The organism is Chryseobacterium sp. JUb7, from assembly GCF_024806495.1.
In the GTDB taxonomy this organism is placed as follows: Bacteria; Bacteroidota; Bacteroidia; order Flavobacteriales; family Weeksellaceae; genus Chryseobacterium.
Map to the genome: position 1 here is coordinate 129,857 of NZ_JANUFF010000008.1, position 18,779 is coordinate 148,635.

General features: G+C 36.4%; 14 protein-coding genes. 7 read left to right on the forward strand and 7 right to left on the reverse strand.

Features of this window, described 5'->3' with window-relative positions:
- Positions 1–43 precede the first annotated feature (43 nt).
- Positions 44–637, reverse strand: a complete 594-nt coding sequence (locus M2373_RS15270; protein WP_259111912.1) for a DUF4468 domain-containing protein — start codon at positions 635–637, stop codon at positions 44–46.
- 430 nt (positions 638–1,067) lie between these two features.
- On the opposite strand from M2373_RS15270, the gene M2373_RS15275 reads away from it, so the two are divergent.
- Positions 1,068–1,943, forward strand: coding sequence for an AraC family transcriptional regulator (locus tag M2373_RS15275; RefSeq protein WP_259111913.1), 876 nt, complete (start codon positions 1,068–1,070; stop codon positions 1,941–1,943).
- An 87-nt stretch (positions 1,944–2,030) separates the two neighbouring features.
- Complete coding sequence (locus M2373_RS15280) at positions 2,031–3,971, forward strand: oleate hydratase (RefSeq protein ID WP_259111914.1); 1,941 nt, start codon at positions 2,031–2,033, stop codon at positions 3,969–3,971.
- Between the two features lie 162 nt (positions 3,972–4,133).
- Here the strand turns inward: M2373_RS15280 and M2373_RS15285 are convergent, their stop codons facing one another.
- Positions 4,134–7,316: a TonB-dependent receptor gene (locus tag M2373_RS15285; RefSeq protein ID WP_259111915.1), complete on the reverse strand. Its 3,183-nt coding sequence runs from the start codon at positions 7,314–7,316 to the stop codon at positions 4,134–4,136.
- A 383-nt stretch (positions 7,317–7,699) separates the two neighbouring features.
- Between M2373_RS15285 and egtD the strand changes: the two genes are divergently transcribed.
- The 5 genes from egtD (at position 7,700) to M2373_RS15310 (ending at position 12,903) form a co-directional block, all read left to right on the forward strand.
- Positions 7,700–8,683: an L-histidine N(alpha)-methyltransferase gene (gene egtD, locus M2373_RS15290; protein WP_259111916.1), complete on the forward strand. Its 984-nt coding sequence runs from the start codon at positions 7,700–7,702 to the stop codon at positions 8,681–8,683.
- Between the two features lie 20 nt (positions 8,684–8,703).
- Entirely contained in the window at positions 8,704–9,876 is a 1,173-nt protein-coding gene (gene egtB / locus M2373_RS15295; RefSeq protein WP_259111917.1) for an ergothioneine biosynthesis protein EgtB, read from the forward strand.
- Positions 9,877–9,883: 7 nt separating this feature from the next.
- The gene (locus M2373_RS15300; protein ID WP_259111918.1) at positions 9,884–10,804 is read left to right on the forward strand and encodes an ABC transporter ATP-binding protein; all 921 of its coding nucleotides are present in this window, start codon (positions 9,884–9,886) and stop codon (positions 10,802–10,804) included.
- On the forward strand, positions 10,801–12,357 hold the full coding sequence (locus M2373_RS15305; protein ID WP_259111919.1) for an ABC transporter permease/substrate-binding protein: 1,557 nt from the start codon (positions 10,801–10,803) through the stop codon (positions 12,355–12,357). Before M2373_RS15300 ends, M2373_RS15305 begins: the two co-directional genes overlap by 4 nt.
- A gap of 240 nt (positions 12,358–12,597) precedes the next feature.
- A complete protein-coding gene (locus M2373_RS15310) occupies positions 12,598–12,903 on the forward strand; it encodes a hypothetical protein (RefSeq protein ID WP_259111920.1) in 306 nt (101 codons plus the stop codon).
- Positions 12,904–12,973: 70 nt separating this feature from the next.
- Here M2373_RS15310 and M2373_RS15315 read toward each other — a convergent pair whose 3' ends face one another.
- The 5 genes from M2373_RS15315 to M2373_RS15335 are packed head-to-tail and all read right to left on the reverse strand — an operon-like array spanning position 12,974 to position 18,779.
- On the reverse strand, positions 12,974–13,336 hold the full coding sequence (locus M2373_RS15315) for a response regulator (protein WP_259111921.1): 363 nt from the start codon (positions 13,334–13,336) through the stop codon (positions 12,974–12,976).
- A 40-nt stretch (positions 13,337–13,376) separates the two neighbouring features.
- Positions 13,377–13,949: a chemotaxis protein CheB gene (locus M2373_RS15320; protein WP_259111922.1), complete on the reverse strand. Its 573-nt coding sequence runs from the start codon at positions 13,947–13,949 to the stop codon at positions 13,377–13,379.
- 9 nt (positions 13,950–13,958) lie between these two features.
- Positions 13,959–14,789 (reverse strand): protein-glutamate O-methyltransferase CheR, encoded by an 831-nt coding sequence (locus M2373_RS15325; protein WP_259111923.1) that lies wholly within the window; start codon positions 14,787–14,789, stop codon positions 13,959–13,961.
- A complete protein-coding gene (locus M2373_RS15330) occupies positions 14,790–15,155 on the reverse strand; it encodes a response regulator (RefSeq protein ID WP_259111924.1) in 366 nt (121 codons plus the stop codon). It abuts the gene before it with no gap.
- Between the two features lie 15 nt (positions 15,156–15,170).
- Positions 15,171–18,779: a response regulator gene (locus M2373_RS15335; protein ID WP_259111925.1), complete on the reverse strand. Its 3,609-nt coding sequence runs from the start codon at positions 18,777–18,779 to the stop codon at positions 15,171–15,173.

The following is an 18,779-nucleotide window of genomic DNA, read 5'->3' on the forward strand; positions in this document are numbered from 1 at the left end:
AAATTTCGCAAAATGCACAACGGGTTTTTACTTTATGAATATATTACCAGTCATTTACCTTCTTTGATTTCTCAAGAATCTCATTAATCAATGAGTTAAAATGAGTATTGAGTGCATTATAAGATTCTTCCGAAGTTACTTCTCCATTCTTCTCAAAAATCGAAGTTCTGGCATTTTTTTCTTTGCTTAGTTTCAAATAGGCCCAGCCTTCATCCCATCCGGATTTATAATCACCCTGATACCATCTTCTGCATTCAAAAGTAGGACTGTTAATGCGTATCTTATTATCTTTAAAGAGAATATTTATGGTGTAAGATACATCGTACTTCATGGTTGCTTTTCCTATCAGAAGAGGGTTGAGCTTATACTTGTGAGGGATCACTTTTTCTTCGTAACCTTTTACGGTAATACTTTCACCTTCTACCAGACTTAAAACATTTTTAGGATCTTTATACATGGTGGATAGAGCATTTAATACATTTCTGTACAAATCTTTTTGCTTTGTGTTAGGAACATCAATCACAACATAATCAGTGTTGTCATTAGATACAAACCCCTTGGGCGTTAATATAAAATATTGAGAAAAAAATGATTGAGAAAAAATCATCAGGGCGATGATATTTAATAGTTTTTTCATGAATAAACGGACTTTGGTTATTAATTTTTGAAGTAAATAAAATTTAAATTTGATGAACACAAAGCATACCATTTGATGGATTAATGAAAAATAAGCTTCAAATTACCTAAAAACAGGTATTAAATTAACTTGTTTTCGTTAAAAATGATAAAATTTATACAAATAGTTTCAGGAGTTATTTAATTTTTACAGCTGGAAAATCATTAAGGTGAAAAATGATGAAGACTTAGAGCTTCCCTAAGTTTAAAGATTTTATCTAAAGTAAAATATAGACTTTCTATACTCGCTTTGAATTGTATTCTTTAATGAACAATTATCATCAGTTATAAAACAAATAATATTTATAAAATTTGTAAATTGCAGTAATAACGAGAATTTTAATCATTGATTTTTTCAAAACACAGTAAAATTTTCTCACCAAATCATCAGCATGATCACCTACGAAAATTTGCATGATACGCTATCTTTTTACAACATCGATTGCCGGCAGTCTTATTACATATCATCCGGAAAACATATTTTTGAATTTCCCAGAACCTCTTTCAGGATGGATTATTACGCCTTATGTATTTGTACGGCAGGCGAAATAGAAATTAAGATCGATCTAGAAACCTATCAGCTGAAAACACACAGTTTTCTTATTGCTGCACCATCCACGATCGTCAGATTTCTGAAAACAAGCGATGATTTTAAAATGAAACTGCTGTTTTTTGATAAAAATTTTCTGATCAAAAATATTTCAAATCCTTTTATTATCGAAAAAATGAACCTATTTTGCAAAGGTTCCTACAGTATCATTAAAACAGCGGCTAAGAATTCCTTATTGCTACAGAATTTATTGGATTACCTTAAAGAAAAATCTGAAAAACAGGGGAAATTTACAGAGGAAATTATTCGGACCATTATTTTTAATATTCTGTTGGAGACAGCAGAAATTGTCGAAAAAGAAAGTGAAAATAGTCTGGAAAAAGATGGTAATAAAGATATTTTTCTAAAATTTACAAAATTGATCCGAGAAAATATAAGACATCAGAAAACCGTTCAGTATTATGCTGATCAGCTTTTTGTGTCCAATAAATATCTTATCGAAATCATTAAGAAAGCAAGCGGTAAAACCCCTCATCAGGTGATTGACGAAACCCTTTTGAAAGAAGCTTTTGTCATGCTTGGAAACCCTGAGGTCACGATATCCGAAATAGCTTTTGAACTTCAGTTCAACTCTGCCTCTGCTTTCGGACGTTTTTTTAAAAAACATACGCTCATTTCTCCTTCGGAATACCGGATCAGAGAAAATATTCAGAGTTGAGAATTTGGGGATGATAATTCTGACATTGGGGATATATATCGCCTTATGAATACGAGTACCTTTATATTGTTCAAAAAACAAAACAAAATGAGTACGATCAATTCAAAATTCGAAAATGTTTTAAATGCTTCTGAGCAGTTTGGAAAAATAAATCATGAACCCGATTCAAGCAAAGAGGTTCAGATTAATACTCCCGAAAAAACAATGCCCTTCTCCGATCAGATAGGCAACTATCAGCGAAACAAAGGGATTCCTGTACAATCTTATGACAATTCCAAAATTTATATTGTGGGCAGTGGAATTGCCGGAATGTCGGCCGCCTATTATTTTATCCGCGACGGTCATGTACCCGGAAAAAACATCATATTTCTGGATCAGCTTAATATAGAAGGAGGTTCGCTGGATGGCGCCGGTAATGCAGAAGAAGGCTATATTATCCGTGGGGGAAGAGAAATGGATATGACCTATGAAAATCTTTGGGATATATTTCAGGATATTCCGGCACTGGAACTTCCTGCGCCATACAGTGTATTGGATGAATACCGTCTGGTAAATGATAATGATCCTAATTATTCTAAAGCCAGACTGATTCATAATCAGGGACAGATTCAGGATTTCAGTAAATTCGGACTTGAGAAAAAAGATCAGTTGGCTATTATTAAACTTCTGCTGAAGAAAAAAGAAGAGCTCGACGACCTCAGCATTGAAGATTATTTTGCAGAATCATTTCTGAACAGTAATTTCTGGTTTTTCTGGCGTTCTATGTTTGCTTTTGAAAACTGGCATTCTTTGCTGGAACTGAAGTTATATATGCACCGATTTTTACATGCAATTGACGGAATGAAGGATTTCTCATGTCTTGTTTTCCCAAAATACAATCAATATGATACGTTTGTTACTCCTTTAAAAAACTTCTTAGTGGAAAAAGGTGTACAGATACAGTTTAATACACTGGTTAAAGATCTTGATATTCAAATCAATACCGAAGGAAAAAAAGTAGAAGGAATTATTACCGAACAGAATGGTGAAGAAGTTAAAATACCTGTCGGAAAAGATGATTATGTAATTATTACCACCGGTTCTATGACCGAAAGTACTTTCTATGGAGATAATACTACAGCTCCGGAAATCACTTTGAGCAATGGCAGTGCCGGAGAAAGCGCCGGATGGAAACTCTGGAAAAATCTTGCGGCAAAATCTGAAGTTTTCGGTAAACCTGAAAAATTCTGTGGCAATATCAAAAAATCCGCCTGGGAATCTGCTACACTGACCTGTCGACCTTCTGCATTTACAGAGAAATTAAAAGAATTGTGTGTCAATGATCCTTATTCCGGAAGAACGGCGACCGGAGGTATTGTTACCATTACGGACTCCAATTGGGTCATGAGTTTTACCTGCAACAGACAGCCCCATTTTCCTACTCAGCCGGATGATATTCTGGTGGTTTGGGTATATGCTCTTCTGATGGATAAAGAAGGAAACCACATTAAAAAAACAATGCCGGAATGTACAGGAAATGAAATTCTTGCAGAATTGAGCTATCATCTCGGCATCACAGATCAGCTGGATAATGTGGTTGAAAATACGATTGTACGTACTTCTTTCATGCCTTATATTACGTCTATGTTTATGCCGAGAGCACAGGGAGACCGCCCGAGAGTGGTTCCGGAAGGATGTACCAATTTAGGGTTGGTGGGACAGTTTATAGAAACCAATAATGATGTAGTATTCACAATGGAAAGTTCTGTGAGAACTGCAAGAATAGCAGTTTACAGTCTTTTGAACCTTAATAAACAGGTTCCAGACATCAACCCGTTGCAATATGATATCCGACATTTACTGAAAGCTACTCAGGCTCTGAACGATTATAAACCGTTTTTAGGAGAAGGTATTTTGAGAAAAGTACTGAAAGGAACCTACTTTGAACATATACTTGTCAATCGTCCTGAAGAAAAAGAAGAGCATGAATCTTTCTTTATGGAGCAGATCGGTAAAGTACAGGATTGGGTAAAAGGAATTAAGGCATAACATCTTACCTGTCACCTATTATTAAAAAGAGAATTTGTAGTCCCTGCATTTTCTCTTTTTATTTTTAATCAGTTTTAATATAAAAAAAAACGAAGAAGCCTGGAAAGAAAATCCGGACTTCTTCTGAAAGAATCTATAGTAAGTATAAATGAAAGACAATAATTAAAAATTGTATCGGATACCAAGCTGAGCCTGGAATCTTGATGCAAACTGATCAATAGTATAGGGTAAAGTAGGGGTTGTGAAATTATAGGTCGGGTCACCTGCAGACGGCTGTCCTGAAGCGATATTTCCAACTTTTGTTAAGCCTACACTCGCGGTTGAGTTAAAGGTGTTCGGAACAAAATAAACCTTCCCCCAATCTTTATTCAGTAAATTAGTAAGGTTAATGATACTTAATGAAATCTGAATGGTATTTTTAGATTTTTCACTTAATCTGATCTCATCCATGATTTTGAAATCTGCCTGAATATTCCAAGGGGTAACATCTCCGTTTCTTTCGGTGAATTTTCCTCTTCTGCTGTTCAGATATTCATTACCGCTGACAAATTTTTCATAATCAGCCACCTGCTGAGCCGTGGTTACTGTAATATTACCGGCCGCATCTTTGATAGGCGCAAGATATTTTGCAGCTTCAGCCGCATCTTTGAAGACATAGGCCAAACCTGCTGCCTGTCCCGTATTGGCGATGGTACTGTTGATGAATCCCCAAGAAAACGGATTTCCTGATTGCGCATTAAAATACACATTGGCAGAAAGCCTGTTGGATTTTGATAGATTTAAAGAGTAGCCAAGGTTCGCTACAATTCTGTTTTTGATTGCAAAGTTGGAGGTAGACAGCTGAGGATCATTAGGAGTCAGAGACTGATTCATCTGCCAGTTGCTTTCCATGGAATTTCTGATTCCGTTGGTAATATCTTTTGCATCACCATAGGTATAGGCCACGAAGAAATTGAAACCGAAGTTATAAGACTTGGCAAGTTGAGCCGTTAAATTATATCTGTATCCTTCTTTGGTATTCGAAAGCATATAGGCATTTGAGAAGTTGGAATTGATATTGGTCGTATAAATTGGCATTTCATGGTTGGTATCGTAGCTGAAGTAGGTAACGTTGTCTGTTTTGTTCACCTGCTGGAATTTAAGATCATAAAGAACTTTTGTGTAGATACCTTCCAGTGTCAGTTTATATCCTGAAAAAGTATAATCGAACGCTAATGAACTTCTCCAGACTCTAGGCATTTTAAAATTATTATCAATTAAATCTACCTGTACTTTTGAAGAATTTTGCCATTTCGGGAAATTTCCGCTTACCAGAGGATCGCCGTTGGCAGCCAGCTGAGCAGCAGTAGGAGCATTATAGTCATAACTTCCGAAGCCAACTCCATCATTATAATAAGCATAACCCAGCCATGCAAAAGGAATTCTTCCTACAAAAATACCCGAACCTCCTCTCATGACTACAGATCTGTCCTGTGTAAGATCCAATGTAAATCCTAATCTCGGAGATAGAGTAGGCTTGTTAAGATAGTCATTAGTAAGCTGGCTTAGAGGGGTGTATGTATAGGTGTTTCCAAAACTTGGATCCTGAGGAGAATTGGTTACCTGAGGACTCATGGCCGGTTTGTTCGGTAAATCTGTATAATCCACTCTTACTCCCGGAGTCAGTCGCAGTCTTCCCAAATTGATTTCATCCTGGAAGTACAGTGATAATAAATTGACTTTATATTGCGCATAAGGATTATCAAAAAGAGTCTGCCTGTCGGTCCCGTTGAAAGGATAAGTTCCTCTGATTCTTGACGGATTTGAATTGTAGAAGTCATTCAGGCTTTTATATGAAATTCTTCCGTTCAGAGCATTTACAAACCCATAATCAATATTATAAAGCTCGTTATGAGTGCCCAGTAAGAAAGTATGATGTCCCGTTTTGTAGGTTAAATTATCGGTGATCTCGAAAGTTTTCTGCTTCATATTGAAAACAGTAGCCTCTCTGTCATTTCCTAGCAAAATAGTTCCTCCGTTGTAGGCAATTTCAACCTGTGGAAACATCGAATTTTCTGATGTAGGATCCCTATAATCGTGAATGGATGAATATCCGACCACCAAATTATTGTTCCATTTGTCATTAAAACGGCTTTTCAATTCTAAAGTAGTGGTAGAGGCATTGTTTTTCTGAACAAAATCCATGCTTGAAAAACGGAAATTGGCACCATCTCTTTCAAGGTTTGAAGCCTGCGAAAATACCGTATTGTTTTTAATGGATAGCGTGTGCTTATCGTTGATTTTCCAGTCTAATTTATTAAAAAGTTTCGCACTTTCGGAAAAATTATTGTACTGATTGAAACTGCCTGCATTGAAGTTATATTTATTTCGTACAAAATCAGAAATCTGTTGGGCTACAGTTTCATTCACTAATGCATTCGGATCATTGGCATTATAAAAAACAGGATCTGTTCTTTTTGTATACTCTAAATTGGTGAATAAGAAAACTTTATCTTTTACTACAGGTAAGCCCACTCTTCCTCCATAAATAAAATCTTCAAAAGAATTCGGCATTTTTGAATTGTCACCGACCCTGTTTCTTCCTGTGATAGATGCATTTCTGCCATAAGCATATAAAGATCCTTCTACATTATTACTTCCGCTTCTTGTTACGGCGTTGATACTTCCACCTAGGAAGTTTCCTAATTTTACATCATAAGGAGCGATATAAACCTGTACATCCTGAATAGCATCAAGGCTGATGGAATTTGAACGGGTGCTGCTTCCCGGCATTCCCGAAGTTCCTGTTTGTCCTCCCAAAGAAGGGCTGAATCCTATCGCATCATTATTGATAGAGCCGTCAATCGTTACGTTGTTATATCTGAAATTGGTTCCGTTGAAAGAATTGTTTGCACTCTGAGGAACCAGTTTGGTTACATCCTGAATTCCCCTGTTGATATTCGGAAGCCCGGAAATCTGTGCCTGGCTTATTCCCACACCATTTTTTACGATGGTCTTTTTGGAAGTCAGTTTTACCTCATCAATTGTCTTTTCTTTGCTGCCAAGCTCTACCACAGGAAGATCATTGCTTCCCAGTGAAAGCTGCACATTATCGCTGGAATACACAAGAGTGGACCCATCCATAATTTCAATATGATAAGGACCTCCCGGCTGAAGATTGTCTAAACTGAACTGACCTTTGGTGTTACTTTTTGTCTCAAAAGTACTGTTGGTAGGAACATGAACTACTTTAATGGTCATTTCGGAAGTCGTTCCTCTTAACCTTCCAAAAATTTTAGAACTGGTTTCTTGCGAGAAAGCAAGGCTGAAAGATAATAATGCGATAGCACAGATTATTTTTTTCATTGTTTTTTATACTTCAAAATTGTATCGCAAAATTATTCCGAACTCCATTGCAAATGCGTTAACATACAGATAACATTATATGACATAATATTTAATATTTCCTTAAAAAAAAATTAAATAATTTTTATTTTGAATTAATTTGTTCTATGTTTTTATTGATTTTGAATATTATTTTAATGTCAATATATCGGTGCAAGCTGAAAAGGAATCTTCTTTTTCTCAATAGTAATCAGGGAGGATCAAAAAGAGTTTTTTGTAGAGTAACACACAGATTTTCATTAGAATTACTTCATATATCAGGCTCATTGGGAGATAGATTTTTGAAATTCATAGTTGGCGGCAAGAAAGTTGTAGCTATGTAAAAACCACACAAATTAAAACATATGAATTTAATGTTAAATCAAAACCTTCATGTGAAGAATGATCCTGCAGAAAATTTTCGCAAGGATGTGCTTGAAGGTTTAAAAAGCAATCCCAAACGATTATCTTCAAAATATTTTTATGATAAAAAAGGGGATCGTCTTTTTCAGGAAATTATGGCTATGCCGGAATATTACCTTACCAAATGTGAGCTGGATATTTTCAAAAATAAAACAGCCGAACTGGCTCAGCTCATTATTCCCGAAAATGAACCTTTCGACTTGATTGAATTAGGGGTCGGAGATGCGATGAAGTCTACTTTTCTGCTGCAGTATCTTGTTGAAAAAGAAATGGATTTTACGTATATGCCCATTGATATTTCCGGAAATATTCTTTCAATATTGAAAGATAAATTAAGTACACAGCTACCGGCTTTACAAATTATAGGGCTTGAAGGAGAGTATTTTGAAATGCTTCAGAAAGCAGCTTCACTATCCTCACGGAAAAAAGTGATTCTATTTTTAGGAAGTAATATAGGAAATATGAGCCTCGAAGAAGCTGAAGATTTTTGTTTTAATTTAAATAAAAATCTTTCTTCAGGAGATGTTGTTTTAATGGGATTTGACTTAAAGAAAAATCCTCAGCTTATTTTGGACGCCTATAATGATAAAGCAGGTGTCACAGCAGCATTTAATCTGAATCTGCTGAGCCGTATCAACAGGGAACTTAATGGTAATTTTAAACTGGATCAGTTTCAGCATTATGAAACCTATGATCCGGAAAGCGGAGCCTGCAAAAGTTATCTGGTAAGCCGCATGAACCAAAATGTACAGATCGCAAACGAAAATTTTGTATTTGAAGAAAATGAACTCATTGACATGGAGATCTCACAAAAATTTTCGGCTGAAAAAATAAGAGAACTGGGTATGAAATCAGGTTTTAAAGCGATCGGAGAAATCAAGGATTCAAAAAAATGGTTTGTAGATACCGCATGGCAAGTAAAATAATAAACTGAAAAACGAAAAACATGATACCCCATACTATTACCGCAGATTTAGTGAAAAAATATACAGACATACGTCAGTATTCTGAAAAAATATGTGCTCCTTTGGAAATTGAAGATTACGTTGTACAGCCTATTGTAGATGTAAGTCCCCCAAAATGGCATTTGGGGCATACGACCTGGTTTTTTGAAACCTTTATTTTAATCCCGAATTTTCCTGATTATAAAGTTTTTGATGCGCAGTATAATTTCGTTTTCAACAGCTATTATGAAACCATCGGAACAAGAGTTATCCGCACGGACAGAGGAAATCTGAGCCGTCCGTCTGTTTCAGATATTTACAGATACCGAAAATATGTTGACCAGCAGATGGAAATATTTCTGCAAAGCGAATTTATGACCGAAACTGTTGAATCTTTACTGGAGCTGGGACTCAATCATGAGCAGCAGCATCAGGAATTATTGATTACGGATATTAAATATATTCTTGGACACAACCCTCTTTTTCCTGCCTATATCAATGATGGAAAAACAGAAAAACATAATTTCGAAGATCGAAAAATGATTGAATTTTCTGAAGGGATTTACGAAATAGGGTTTATGGATAATGGTTTTTGTTTTGATAATGAGTTGGGAAGGCATAAAGTATATCTTAATGATTTTGAAATAGCCAGTCAATTGGTTACCAATAAAGAATACCTGGAATTTATGGAAGATGGCGGATACCAAAATTTTAAATACTGGCATGCAGAAGGCTGGGACTGGGTGAAACAAAACGCTGCAAAATCCCCATTATACTGGCATATGATCGATGGGAAATGGATGAATTATACTTTAAACGGCTTGCAGGAAGTAGATCTTCATGCTGCCGCTTGTCATATCAATTTTTACGAAGCTTCCGCTTTTGCATCCTGGAAAGGAATGCGTTTGCCTACTGAAGAGGAATGGGAAGCTGCATCTGAACATTTTGAATGGGGAAGCCGTTGGGAATGGACAAATTCTGCTTATTTACCGTATCCGGGATTTAAAAAAGAAGCCGGAGCGGTAGGCGAATACAATGGGAAATTTATGGTTAACCAAATGGTCCTTCGTGGTGCTTCAGAAGCTACTCCAAACGGACACAGTAGAAATACGTATCGAAATTTCTTCCAGACCAACCTGAAATGGCAGTTCACAGGAATCAGACTTGCTCAATAATTTGCCTATGATTACAGTAGAATCGGTTTCGAAGAGTTTTAACGGAAAGCCTGCCGTTGACCATATTTCTTTTCAGGCCCATGATCAGGAAATTCTGGTGCTTCTGGGAACTAGCGGCTGCGGAAAAACAACAACGCTTAAGATGATCAATCGTCTTATTGCCGCAGATTCAGGAAATATTATAATCGATGGTCAGAATATCCGTGACAAAAAAGTTGAAGAACTTAGGATGGGAATAGGTTTTGTCATGCAGCATTCCGGGTTATTTCCTCATTATACTGTTAAACAAAATATTGCCGTTGTCCCGGAATTGTTAAAATGGGAGAAAAAAAAGACCATAAGCAGAACGGAAGAGCTTTTGTATAAGCTTCATCTTTCTGAAGATGTACTTTCTCGTTTTCCAGGCGAGCTGAGTGGCGGTCAGCAGCAAAGAGTAGGGATCGCCAGAGCATTAATAGCGAATACTCCGGTTTTATTAATGGATGAGCCTTTCGGAGCTTTGGATAATATTACGAAAGCAGATATTCATACAGAATTTAAATCTCTGGAAGAACTCAAGAATAAAACCATTATTCTGGTGACTCACGATGTGCAGGAAGCATTTGAACTGGGACATCGGATTTGTCTTATGGATAAAGGAAAAATTGTGCAGACAGGAACACCAAAAGAAATGTTGTACCATTCTGAAAATGATTTTGTCAATGATTTTTTTGCGGAAAACCGTCTTTTGCTGGAATATAAAATAGCGACTTTAAAAGATATTTCTAGTTTTATAAATCCTGAAAATAAGGATGATGAGTTTAATTTCGAAGAAACAACAAGTGTCTGGAACGCCCTGCAAAAATTAAGCTCAGATCATAAAAATACCGCACATTATGAAAATCTGATCAAAGCATTTAATGATTATAGAAAATTACAGATTGTATGACACAGCAAAGTCTTTGGCAGTTTATTATGGAGCAGCAGGAAAAGCTGCTGACTCAGATTGTACAGCATCTGGGGCTGACTTTTCTTTCATTGATTCTGGCGATTGTAATCGGTGTGCCTTTGGGAATATTGATCGCACGAAAAAGAAAATTATCAACTCCTGTTCTCGGTCTGGCCGGAATTTTACAGACAATTCCAAGTATTGCCTTATTAGGTTTCATGATTCCTGCTTTTGGAATCGGAGCTAAGCCTGCTATTATAGCATTGCTGATTTATGCGCTGTTACCTATTATCCGAAATACATATACGGGAATTACAGAGGTAAATCCGACTGTTGTTGAAGCTGCAAAAGCTTTGGGAATGAATAGAAGCCAGCTTTTGTTCAGGGTAGAACTTCCTCTGGCAATGCCTGTTATCATTGCGGGGATAAGAACAGCCGCAGTTATTAATGTCGGAGTGGCAACCCTGGCTTCATTTGTTGCGGCAGGAGGGCTTGGTGAATTTATCTTTGGCGGAATTTCTCTGAATAACACCAATATGATCTTAGCGGGTGCGATTCCGGCTGCATTACTGGCGATTTTGCTGGATCAGACGATTGCTGTTTTACAAAAATCGGGATACAGGTTATTTCAAAAGGTGAAATATATTGTTCCTGCAATAGTGATTATAGTAGGGGTGGCTTATGGACTGACTTCTGTTTCTCACCAAAAAATTAAAGCAGGTTTTACACCGGAATTTATGGGAAGGCAGGATGGCGATCTCGGTTTACGTTCTGTTTATGGACTGAATGTAAATCCTGTCGTTGTAAGTGATGCTATTATGTATAAAGCGGCTTATGAAAAAGAACTTGATCTGATCAGCGGATATTCAACGGATGGACGAATTAAGGCTTTTGACCTGTATGTTCTGAATGATGACAAAAAAATATTTCCGCCCTATTATGCGGCTCCGGTTATTAAAACAAAAACACTGGAAAAATTTCCGGAATTGGAAAAAACACTGAATCTGCTGGAGGGGAAGTTTAATGATTCCATCATGACGGATCTGAATTACAAATCCGATTATCTCAATCAGACTCCTGAAAAAATTGCAAAAGATTTTTTAATAAAAAATAAACTGTACAAAAATTCCACTCATGGAACCGGACAAACGGTACGCATTGGCTCTAAAATATTTGGAGAACAGTATATTCTTGCAGAAATGTATAAAATGCTGATCGAAGGCTATACCAATTATCAGGTGCAGACCAAAACCGGACTTGGGGGAACGAAGATTTGTTTTGATGCATTAATGAACGATGCGATAGATTTTTACCCTGAATATACAGGAACCGGCCTGTTGGTATTACTTAAACCATCACAGGAAGAACTTAAAAAGGTTACCCAAAGTCCGGACAAGACCTATCGGTATGTCAATTCTGCCTTTCAAAAACAGTATGGCATCCAATGGCTGAAACCATTAGGTTTTAATAATTCTTATGCATTGATGATGCGCAGGAAACAGGCTGCTGAACTCAATATTAAAAGTATATCAGATCTTAAAAAAATATTTTGATTCAAATTAAATCTCAGAATATTCACTATGGCATAAATATTACTTATATAAACCTGAGCCTGAGGCGGAAATATAAATTGGCTGGGAAAACAAAGCCAAAAGAGGGAAGTGGGGGACGGCAGATGTTATCAATATTTTTAAGCAAAATTAAAATTAATAATAACGAACACTTTTCAACTTCCTGGCCACAATATCTTAATATCTTCTGGCTCAGATTTTATTACCCTAAAACTCACAAAGATGATCGACCACAAAGAAAATAGAGATCTGGTATATGAATATTTAATTTTAAATATCAGAAAGAATTTTAATCTGGATATCAACCTTTTAAATGAATATATTCTGGTTAAAAATATTGTTTCAAAAACAATGATTATTGTTCCTACATTTTCAGATAAAATTACTGTACATCCTAATTTAAAAGTCTTTTTATCAACCCTTATTTTTCAGCTCAACAGCATTGAATACAACCTTGAAGATCTGGAAAGAGAATTAAATTACTTAAGAAACAGGGATTCGGAACTGGAGGGAAGAACTGCCGTTTGAAAGACAAAAACGAATATAACTAAACATAAAAAGTCCCTGCAATCAGGGACTTTTACTGTATTAGAATGATTTAGTTTAAATATTTAGCAACCTTTTCTTCAAGGTCGTCCAGATTAAACGGTTTGGCAACGTAATCATCTGCCTGAGCCTGTTCTGCGAGAGCAACGATATCATTATTTGCCGTCACATAGATTACCGGAATTGTTTTGAACTCTTCATGGCTTTTTAAAAGCTTTGTCGCTTCCACTCCTCCGATTTTCGGGATCCAATTATCCATCAGGATAACATCCGGCTGAAAACTGGAAACCCTCTCCAGTATGTCATGGGATGTTTCTGAAATTTCGACCTGATAACCATTTTCTTCAAAAATGATAGTGATCACCTCTAAAATAGTAGTGTCATCATCAAAAATCAAAATTTTCTTCTTACTCATAATTAGTACTATTTAATTCTTAATTTGTTTCTTTTATTTTTTATAATTGATTGATAAAATTAGCCAGATTATCTGGTTTAATCAATAAATCATATTCAATTTCATCTGCAGCATGTTTCGGCATATAGTCTACTTCAGCCGTTTCGGGATCCTGAATCCAGACTTTTCCTTTGTTTTTTTTTATGTAGTGTAGACCTTCAACACCATCAGCATTTGCTCCTGACAATAATACGCCGACCAGATTTTCACCATAAATTTCTGCAGCAGATTTAAAGGTAACATCAATCGACGGTCGTGAATAATTCATTTTCTCCGAACTGTCCAGCGACATTATTTTTTTATCTTCAAACAGCAAATGATAATCTGCGGGAACAATGTATAATTTATTGTTTTTAATCTCTGTTTTATCTTCTATTTCAATCACTTCCATTGCCGAAAACTGTTGCAGCAAAACCGGAAGAATACTGGCTGAATGTGCCTTACGATGCACGACCAGCAAAATCGGGAATGCTATTTCAAGATGTACATTTTTAATCATTTCAAGAATAACCTGCAGGCTTCCCGCAGATCCTCCTATCACGACCATTTCAGTATTTGTGTTTTGTGTTTTCATGGGAATATTTTAATTATGCTCTATTTTCTTCCATATTTTCTGATCTTCAACCTGATGATAATTTTTATCTAATTTCGAAAACCTCAATGTTTCTTTAGATCCTAAAGCCAAAAATCCCAGATTTTCCAGACTGTTGTCAAAAAGCTTAAAAACGCGTTCCTGCAGGCCTCTGTCAAAATAGATCAGCACATTTCGGCATACAATAAGCTGAAAACTGTTGAAAGAGCTGTCAGAAACAAGATTATGGGTTGATAAAATTAATTTTTCCTGCAAACTTTTATCAAACCTTACACTGTCATAATTGGCAGTGTAATAATCTGAAAAATCCTTTTTACCACCTGATAACATATAGTTTTCAGAGTATAATTTCATTTGCTGCAAAGGAAAAACGCCTGCTCTTGCTGTTTCCAGAACGGATGGATTAAGATCTGTTCCGTAAATCAGCGATTTATGGTAAAGATTAGCTTCTTTCAGCAAAATAGCCATTGAATAAGCTTCTTCTCCTGTAGAACATCCTGCAATCCAGATTCTGATCAGGGGATAAGTACCTAATTGCGGTAAAATTTTTTCTCTTAACGTTTTAAAAAACTGGGGATCACGGAACATTTCTGTTACATTCACTGTAATTTCTTCTACAAAACGTTTTAAGTATTCAGGATCATTCAGGATGGTGTATCTGAGCTCTGCGAAACTTGTAAATCGGTCAATCAGACAAATTCTATTCACCCTACGTTTAAAAGAAGCCCTGCTGTACTCGGAGAAATCATATCCGTACATATCATAAACATCTTTGATCAAGTATTCTACCTCTTCATCTTTTACGACACTTGGTTCCAGCATTTATGATAATTTTTCTATAGCAGTTATTAATTGATCCACATCGATTGGTTTTGATATGTAGTCCTGAGCGCCGGCATCCAGACATTTCTGACGGTCTTCCGGCATTGCCTGTGCAGTCACGGCAATAACGGGAATCTGACTGATAGCCGGAGTGTTTCTAATAATTTTAGTGGCTTCATACCCGTCCATTTCCGGCATCATCATATCCATCAAAATGACATTGATCTGATCATCTTTTTGCAGCATTTCAATAGCTTCCTGAGCCATCGTGCTGCTTACTATCTGAAAACCTCGTGATTTCAGTGTCAGTTTTAATGCAAATATATTACGCGGATCATCGTCCACGATTAAAATTTTCTTATTCATCAGAATTCTAGCTGTTTAATTTTCATAAAGCCAAACGCGCAGCAAAGATAGTAATTGATCGATATCTACAGGCTTTGAAATATAATCAGAAGCTCCGGCTGCGATACATTTTTCTCGTTCGCCAATCATTGATTTTGCTGTGATGGCAATAATCGGAAGTCGGGCATATACCGGTGTTTTCCTGATCTCTTTAATGGTTTCATACCCATCCATTTCCGGCATCATCATGTCCATCAGGACTACATCGATATCCGGATTTTCTTTCATCCTTTCCAATGCCTGCTTGCCATCCATAGCCAGAACAACTTCTACTTTATATTTTTCAAGTGCTTTTGTCAACGAGAAAATGTTTCGTACATCATCGTCTGTAATTAAGATTTTTTTACCGCTTAATACTTCGGTTAATGAGCCTAAAACTTTGTTTTTTACGGTTTCTGTATTGTTTTTTTCTTCAACCAGATGCAAAAATAAACCTACCTCATCTAAAATTCTCTGATAAGAATGTGCTGTTTTAACGACAATAGAATCAGCGTATTGCTTAATTTTAAGTTCTTCAGATTTAGATAAGTTTCTTTCTGTAAAAATAATAATAGGTAAATTCTCCAGTCCTTCATAGCTTTTAATAGATTCAATAATCTGGTATTCATTACCTTTTGAAGCGCCGATGTCTAGAATTACACAATCTACGTGATCTCCTGTTAAGGCATTTACGCTGTCTTCCACATTATTTTCTACCGATAAAGAGATGTTAAAATTGCTCAGGAAATAGGAGAGGGCACTTGCATGCTTCGCATTTTCTTCAACAATTAAAACTTTTTGAGGTGATTTTTTGAGAGCTTCTTCAATTTTCCTGAATACGTCGGTCATCTGATCCAGAGCAACAGGTTTGTTGATGAAATCAATAGCTCCTTTCATTAAACTTTCCTTTTTTACATGAAGAACAGACATCATGTGAACAGGTATGTGCTTGGTCTCAGGAGTTGATTTTAATTCATCCATCACTTGCCATCCATCTTTCACAGGAAGCTGAACATCCAGTAAAATAGCCGATGGATGATATTGAATGGCTGCTGAAACAGCATGATCTCCTCTTACAGCAACGACTCCTTTATAATTCTGTAAACGTGAATATTTTAACAGTGCTTTTGCGAAATTCGTATCATCTTCAACAATTAAGATCACTTTATCATCTTCAGTAATAGTGTCGCGGTCATCTGCCACATCTTCAGGGATTTCCAGAGTGTTTTCTGCCACTAAATGCTGTATTTCACCTTCCCCCAGAATATTCTGAATTTCTTCAACATCTTCGCGAATAGTTTCTACCAGATTCTGATCTGTTTCATGATGTGGTGTTTCAGGAATCGCTTTGATCGGTATGATCAAACTGAACTCACTTCCTTCATTGACTTTACTTTTCAGGATCAGTTCTCCTCCTAAAAGGCGTGCAATCTCTCTGCTTATTGAAAGTCCAAGACCAGTTCCTCCGAATTTTCTGCGGGTAGAGCCGTCGGCCTGCTGGAAAGCTTCAAAAATAATTTTTTGCTTTTCTTCTGCTATTCCTATTCCAGTGTCTTTTACACTGAAAACAAGGAAGTTTTTATTTTTAGGGTCTTTTTGAATATTTAAATTAATGCTTCCTTCTTCCGTAAATTTCAGGGCATTGGATAACAGATTACGTAAAACCTGATCTACGCGGAGTCTGTCTGTTTCGATCTCTGTTTCAACATCATGATCTATCTGGATATTGAATTGAAGTCTTTTTTCCTGAAAAACAGGGTTGAATAAGTTTTTTAAATCTTTTACAACATCCTCGATCACTACTTCCTGATATTCCAGTGTCATTTTTCCGGATTCAATTTTTGCAAGATCTAAAATTTCATCAATTAAGGTTAATAAGCTGCTTCCTGAGCTCTGAATAACTTTCGCCGATTCAATCTGATCCTCATTTAAATTTTCATCAGGATTTTCAGCCATTAATCTTGAAAGAAGAAGAATGGAATTTAAAGGAGTACGAAGTTCATGAGACATGTTAGCGAGGAACTCAGACTTATATTTTGTGCTTAACGCGAGTTCTTCAACTTTTTTCTGAATTTCGTTGTTACGCTCGGCAATCATATGATTTTTATCTTCCAGTAATCGTGAACGTTCCTCAAGCTCAGCATTGGCCTGCATTAATTCTTCCTGCTGAACTTTAAGCTCTTCTTCTGAAGCCTGCAGTTTTTGGGTTTGAGCTTCCAGTTCGGTATTAAGATTTTCCAATTCGGAGTGCTGTACCTGTAATTCTTCAGACTGAGCCTGAGTTTCTTCCAATAACTGCTGCTCTTTTTCACGACCCTTGGCTGCACTTAAAGCAATTCCGATATTTCTGCTGCATTCTGTGAAATAATCTATTCTGTCTTCTTCAAAATTCGAAGTTGATCCCAATTCCAGAACCCCGATGTTATGACCATCTGCAAAAATCGGAATTAGTATGATTCCATAGATCTGTATAGTGCTGCTGGCAAAAGTAACTACAAAATCATCTTCATGAAGATTATTATAAACCTGAGTCTTTCCGCTGTTAAAGGCCTGACCTACCATTCCTTCTCCAGGTTCAAAAGTTTTTTTCATATTGCTTTCCAATCCGAAAGCGGTATTCAGTTTTAAAACACCTTCATCATAAAGATATAATGATCCATTGATGCAGCTTCCGTATTCTACCAGTTGATTCAGAGATTCTTCCGATACTTTTTTGACTGATTTATTGCCAACCAAGGATTCATTTAATAAAGCAAGGCCTTTCTGACGCCAGTCACTTTTATTGATTTTATCGAAAGATTTTTTGAGAGAATCCGTCATATGATTCAGAGAATCTACCAGATCTCCGAGGTCATCCTGTGAATTGTCGACGACTTTCTGACTGTAATCCCCGTTGGCTACTCTGTTGGCAATCTGCTGAATAGCACTTACACGTCTGCTGATCTCAAGATCTTTTGCCTTTAACTGTTTTTCTAGCTTGTCTCTGCGAATTAAATCAGCTCTTAATTTGATGTAAAAGAACGTAGTTACAACAATAGCTGCAATAGCTGAAAAAATAATGAATAAAACCGTTGTATTGGACGAGCGGTTAAGATCTTTATTTTTAATAGCAAGCTGTGTTTCTTCGTATTGCACAAAATCACGGACCAGCTGGCGGCATTTGTCCATGTAAGTTTTGCTCAATAACACCTGTTGCTGAGTCATCACAATGCCTTTATGTCTGTTTTCAACAAAGTATTTCAGATTGCTGATATTGCTGTTGACGTTTTTTTCTAAATTATTAAGACGATCCAACTGTACTTTATCTTTAATATCCAAAGATTTTGCACGTTCAATCGCTTTAGGATAGTCTACAAGGCTTCTTTCATAAGGTTCCAGAAAGCTTTCTTTTCCTGTTAGCTGGTAGCCTCTGTTTCCTGTTTCTGCATCCAAAAGAGCAATCAGCACATCCTTTACTGCGGTAACAGAACGGCGGCTTTGGGATAAACTTTCCCTGTGCTCCATTTGATTTTGAATGCTTAAATAGGAGGCTATTGAACTCGCTATAAGAATCAATAGCGATAAACCAACTCCAAACTGAAGATTTCTTATGATTTTTTTCGGCAT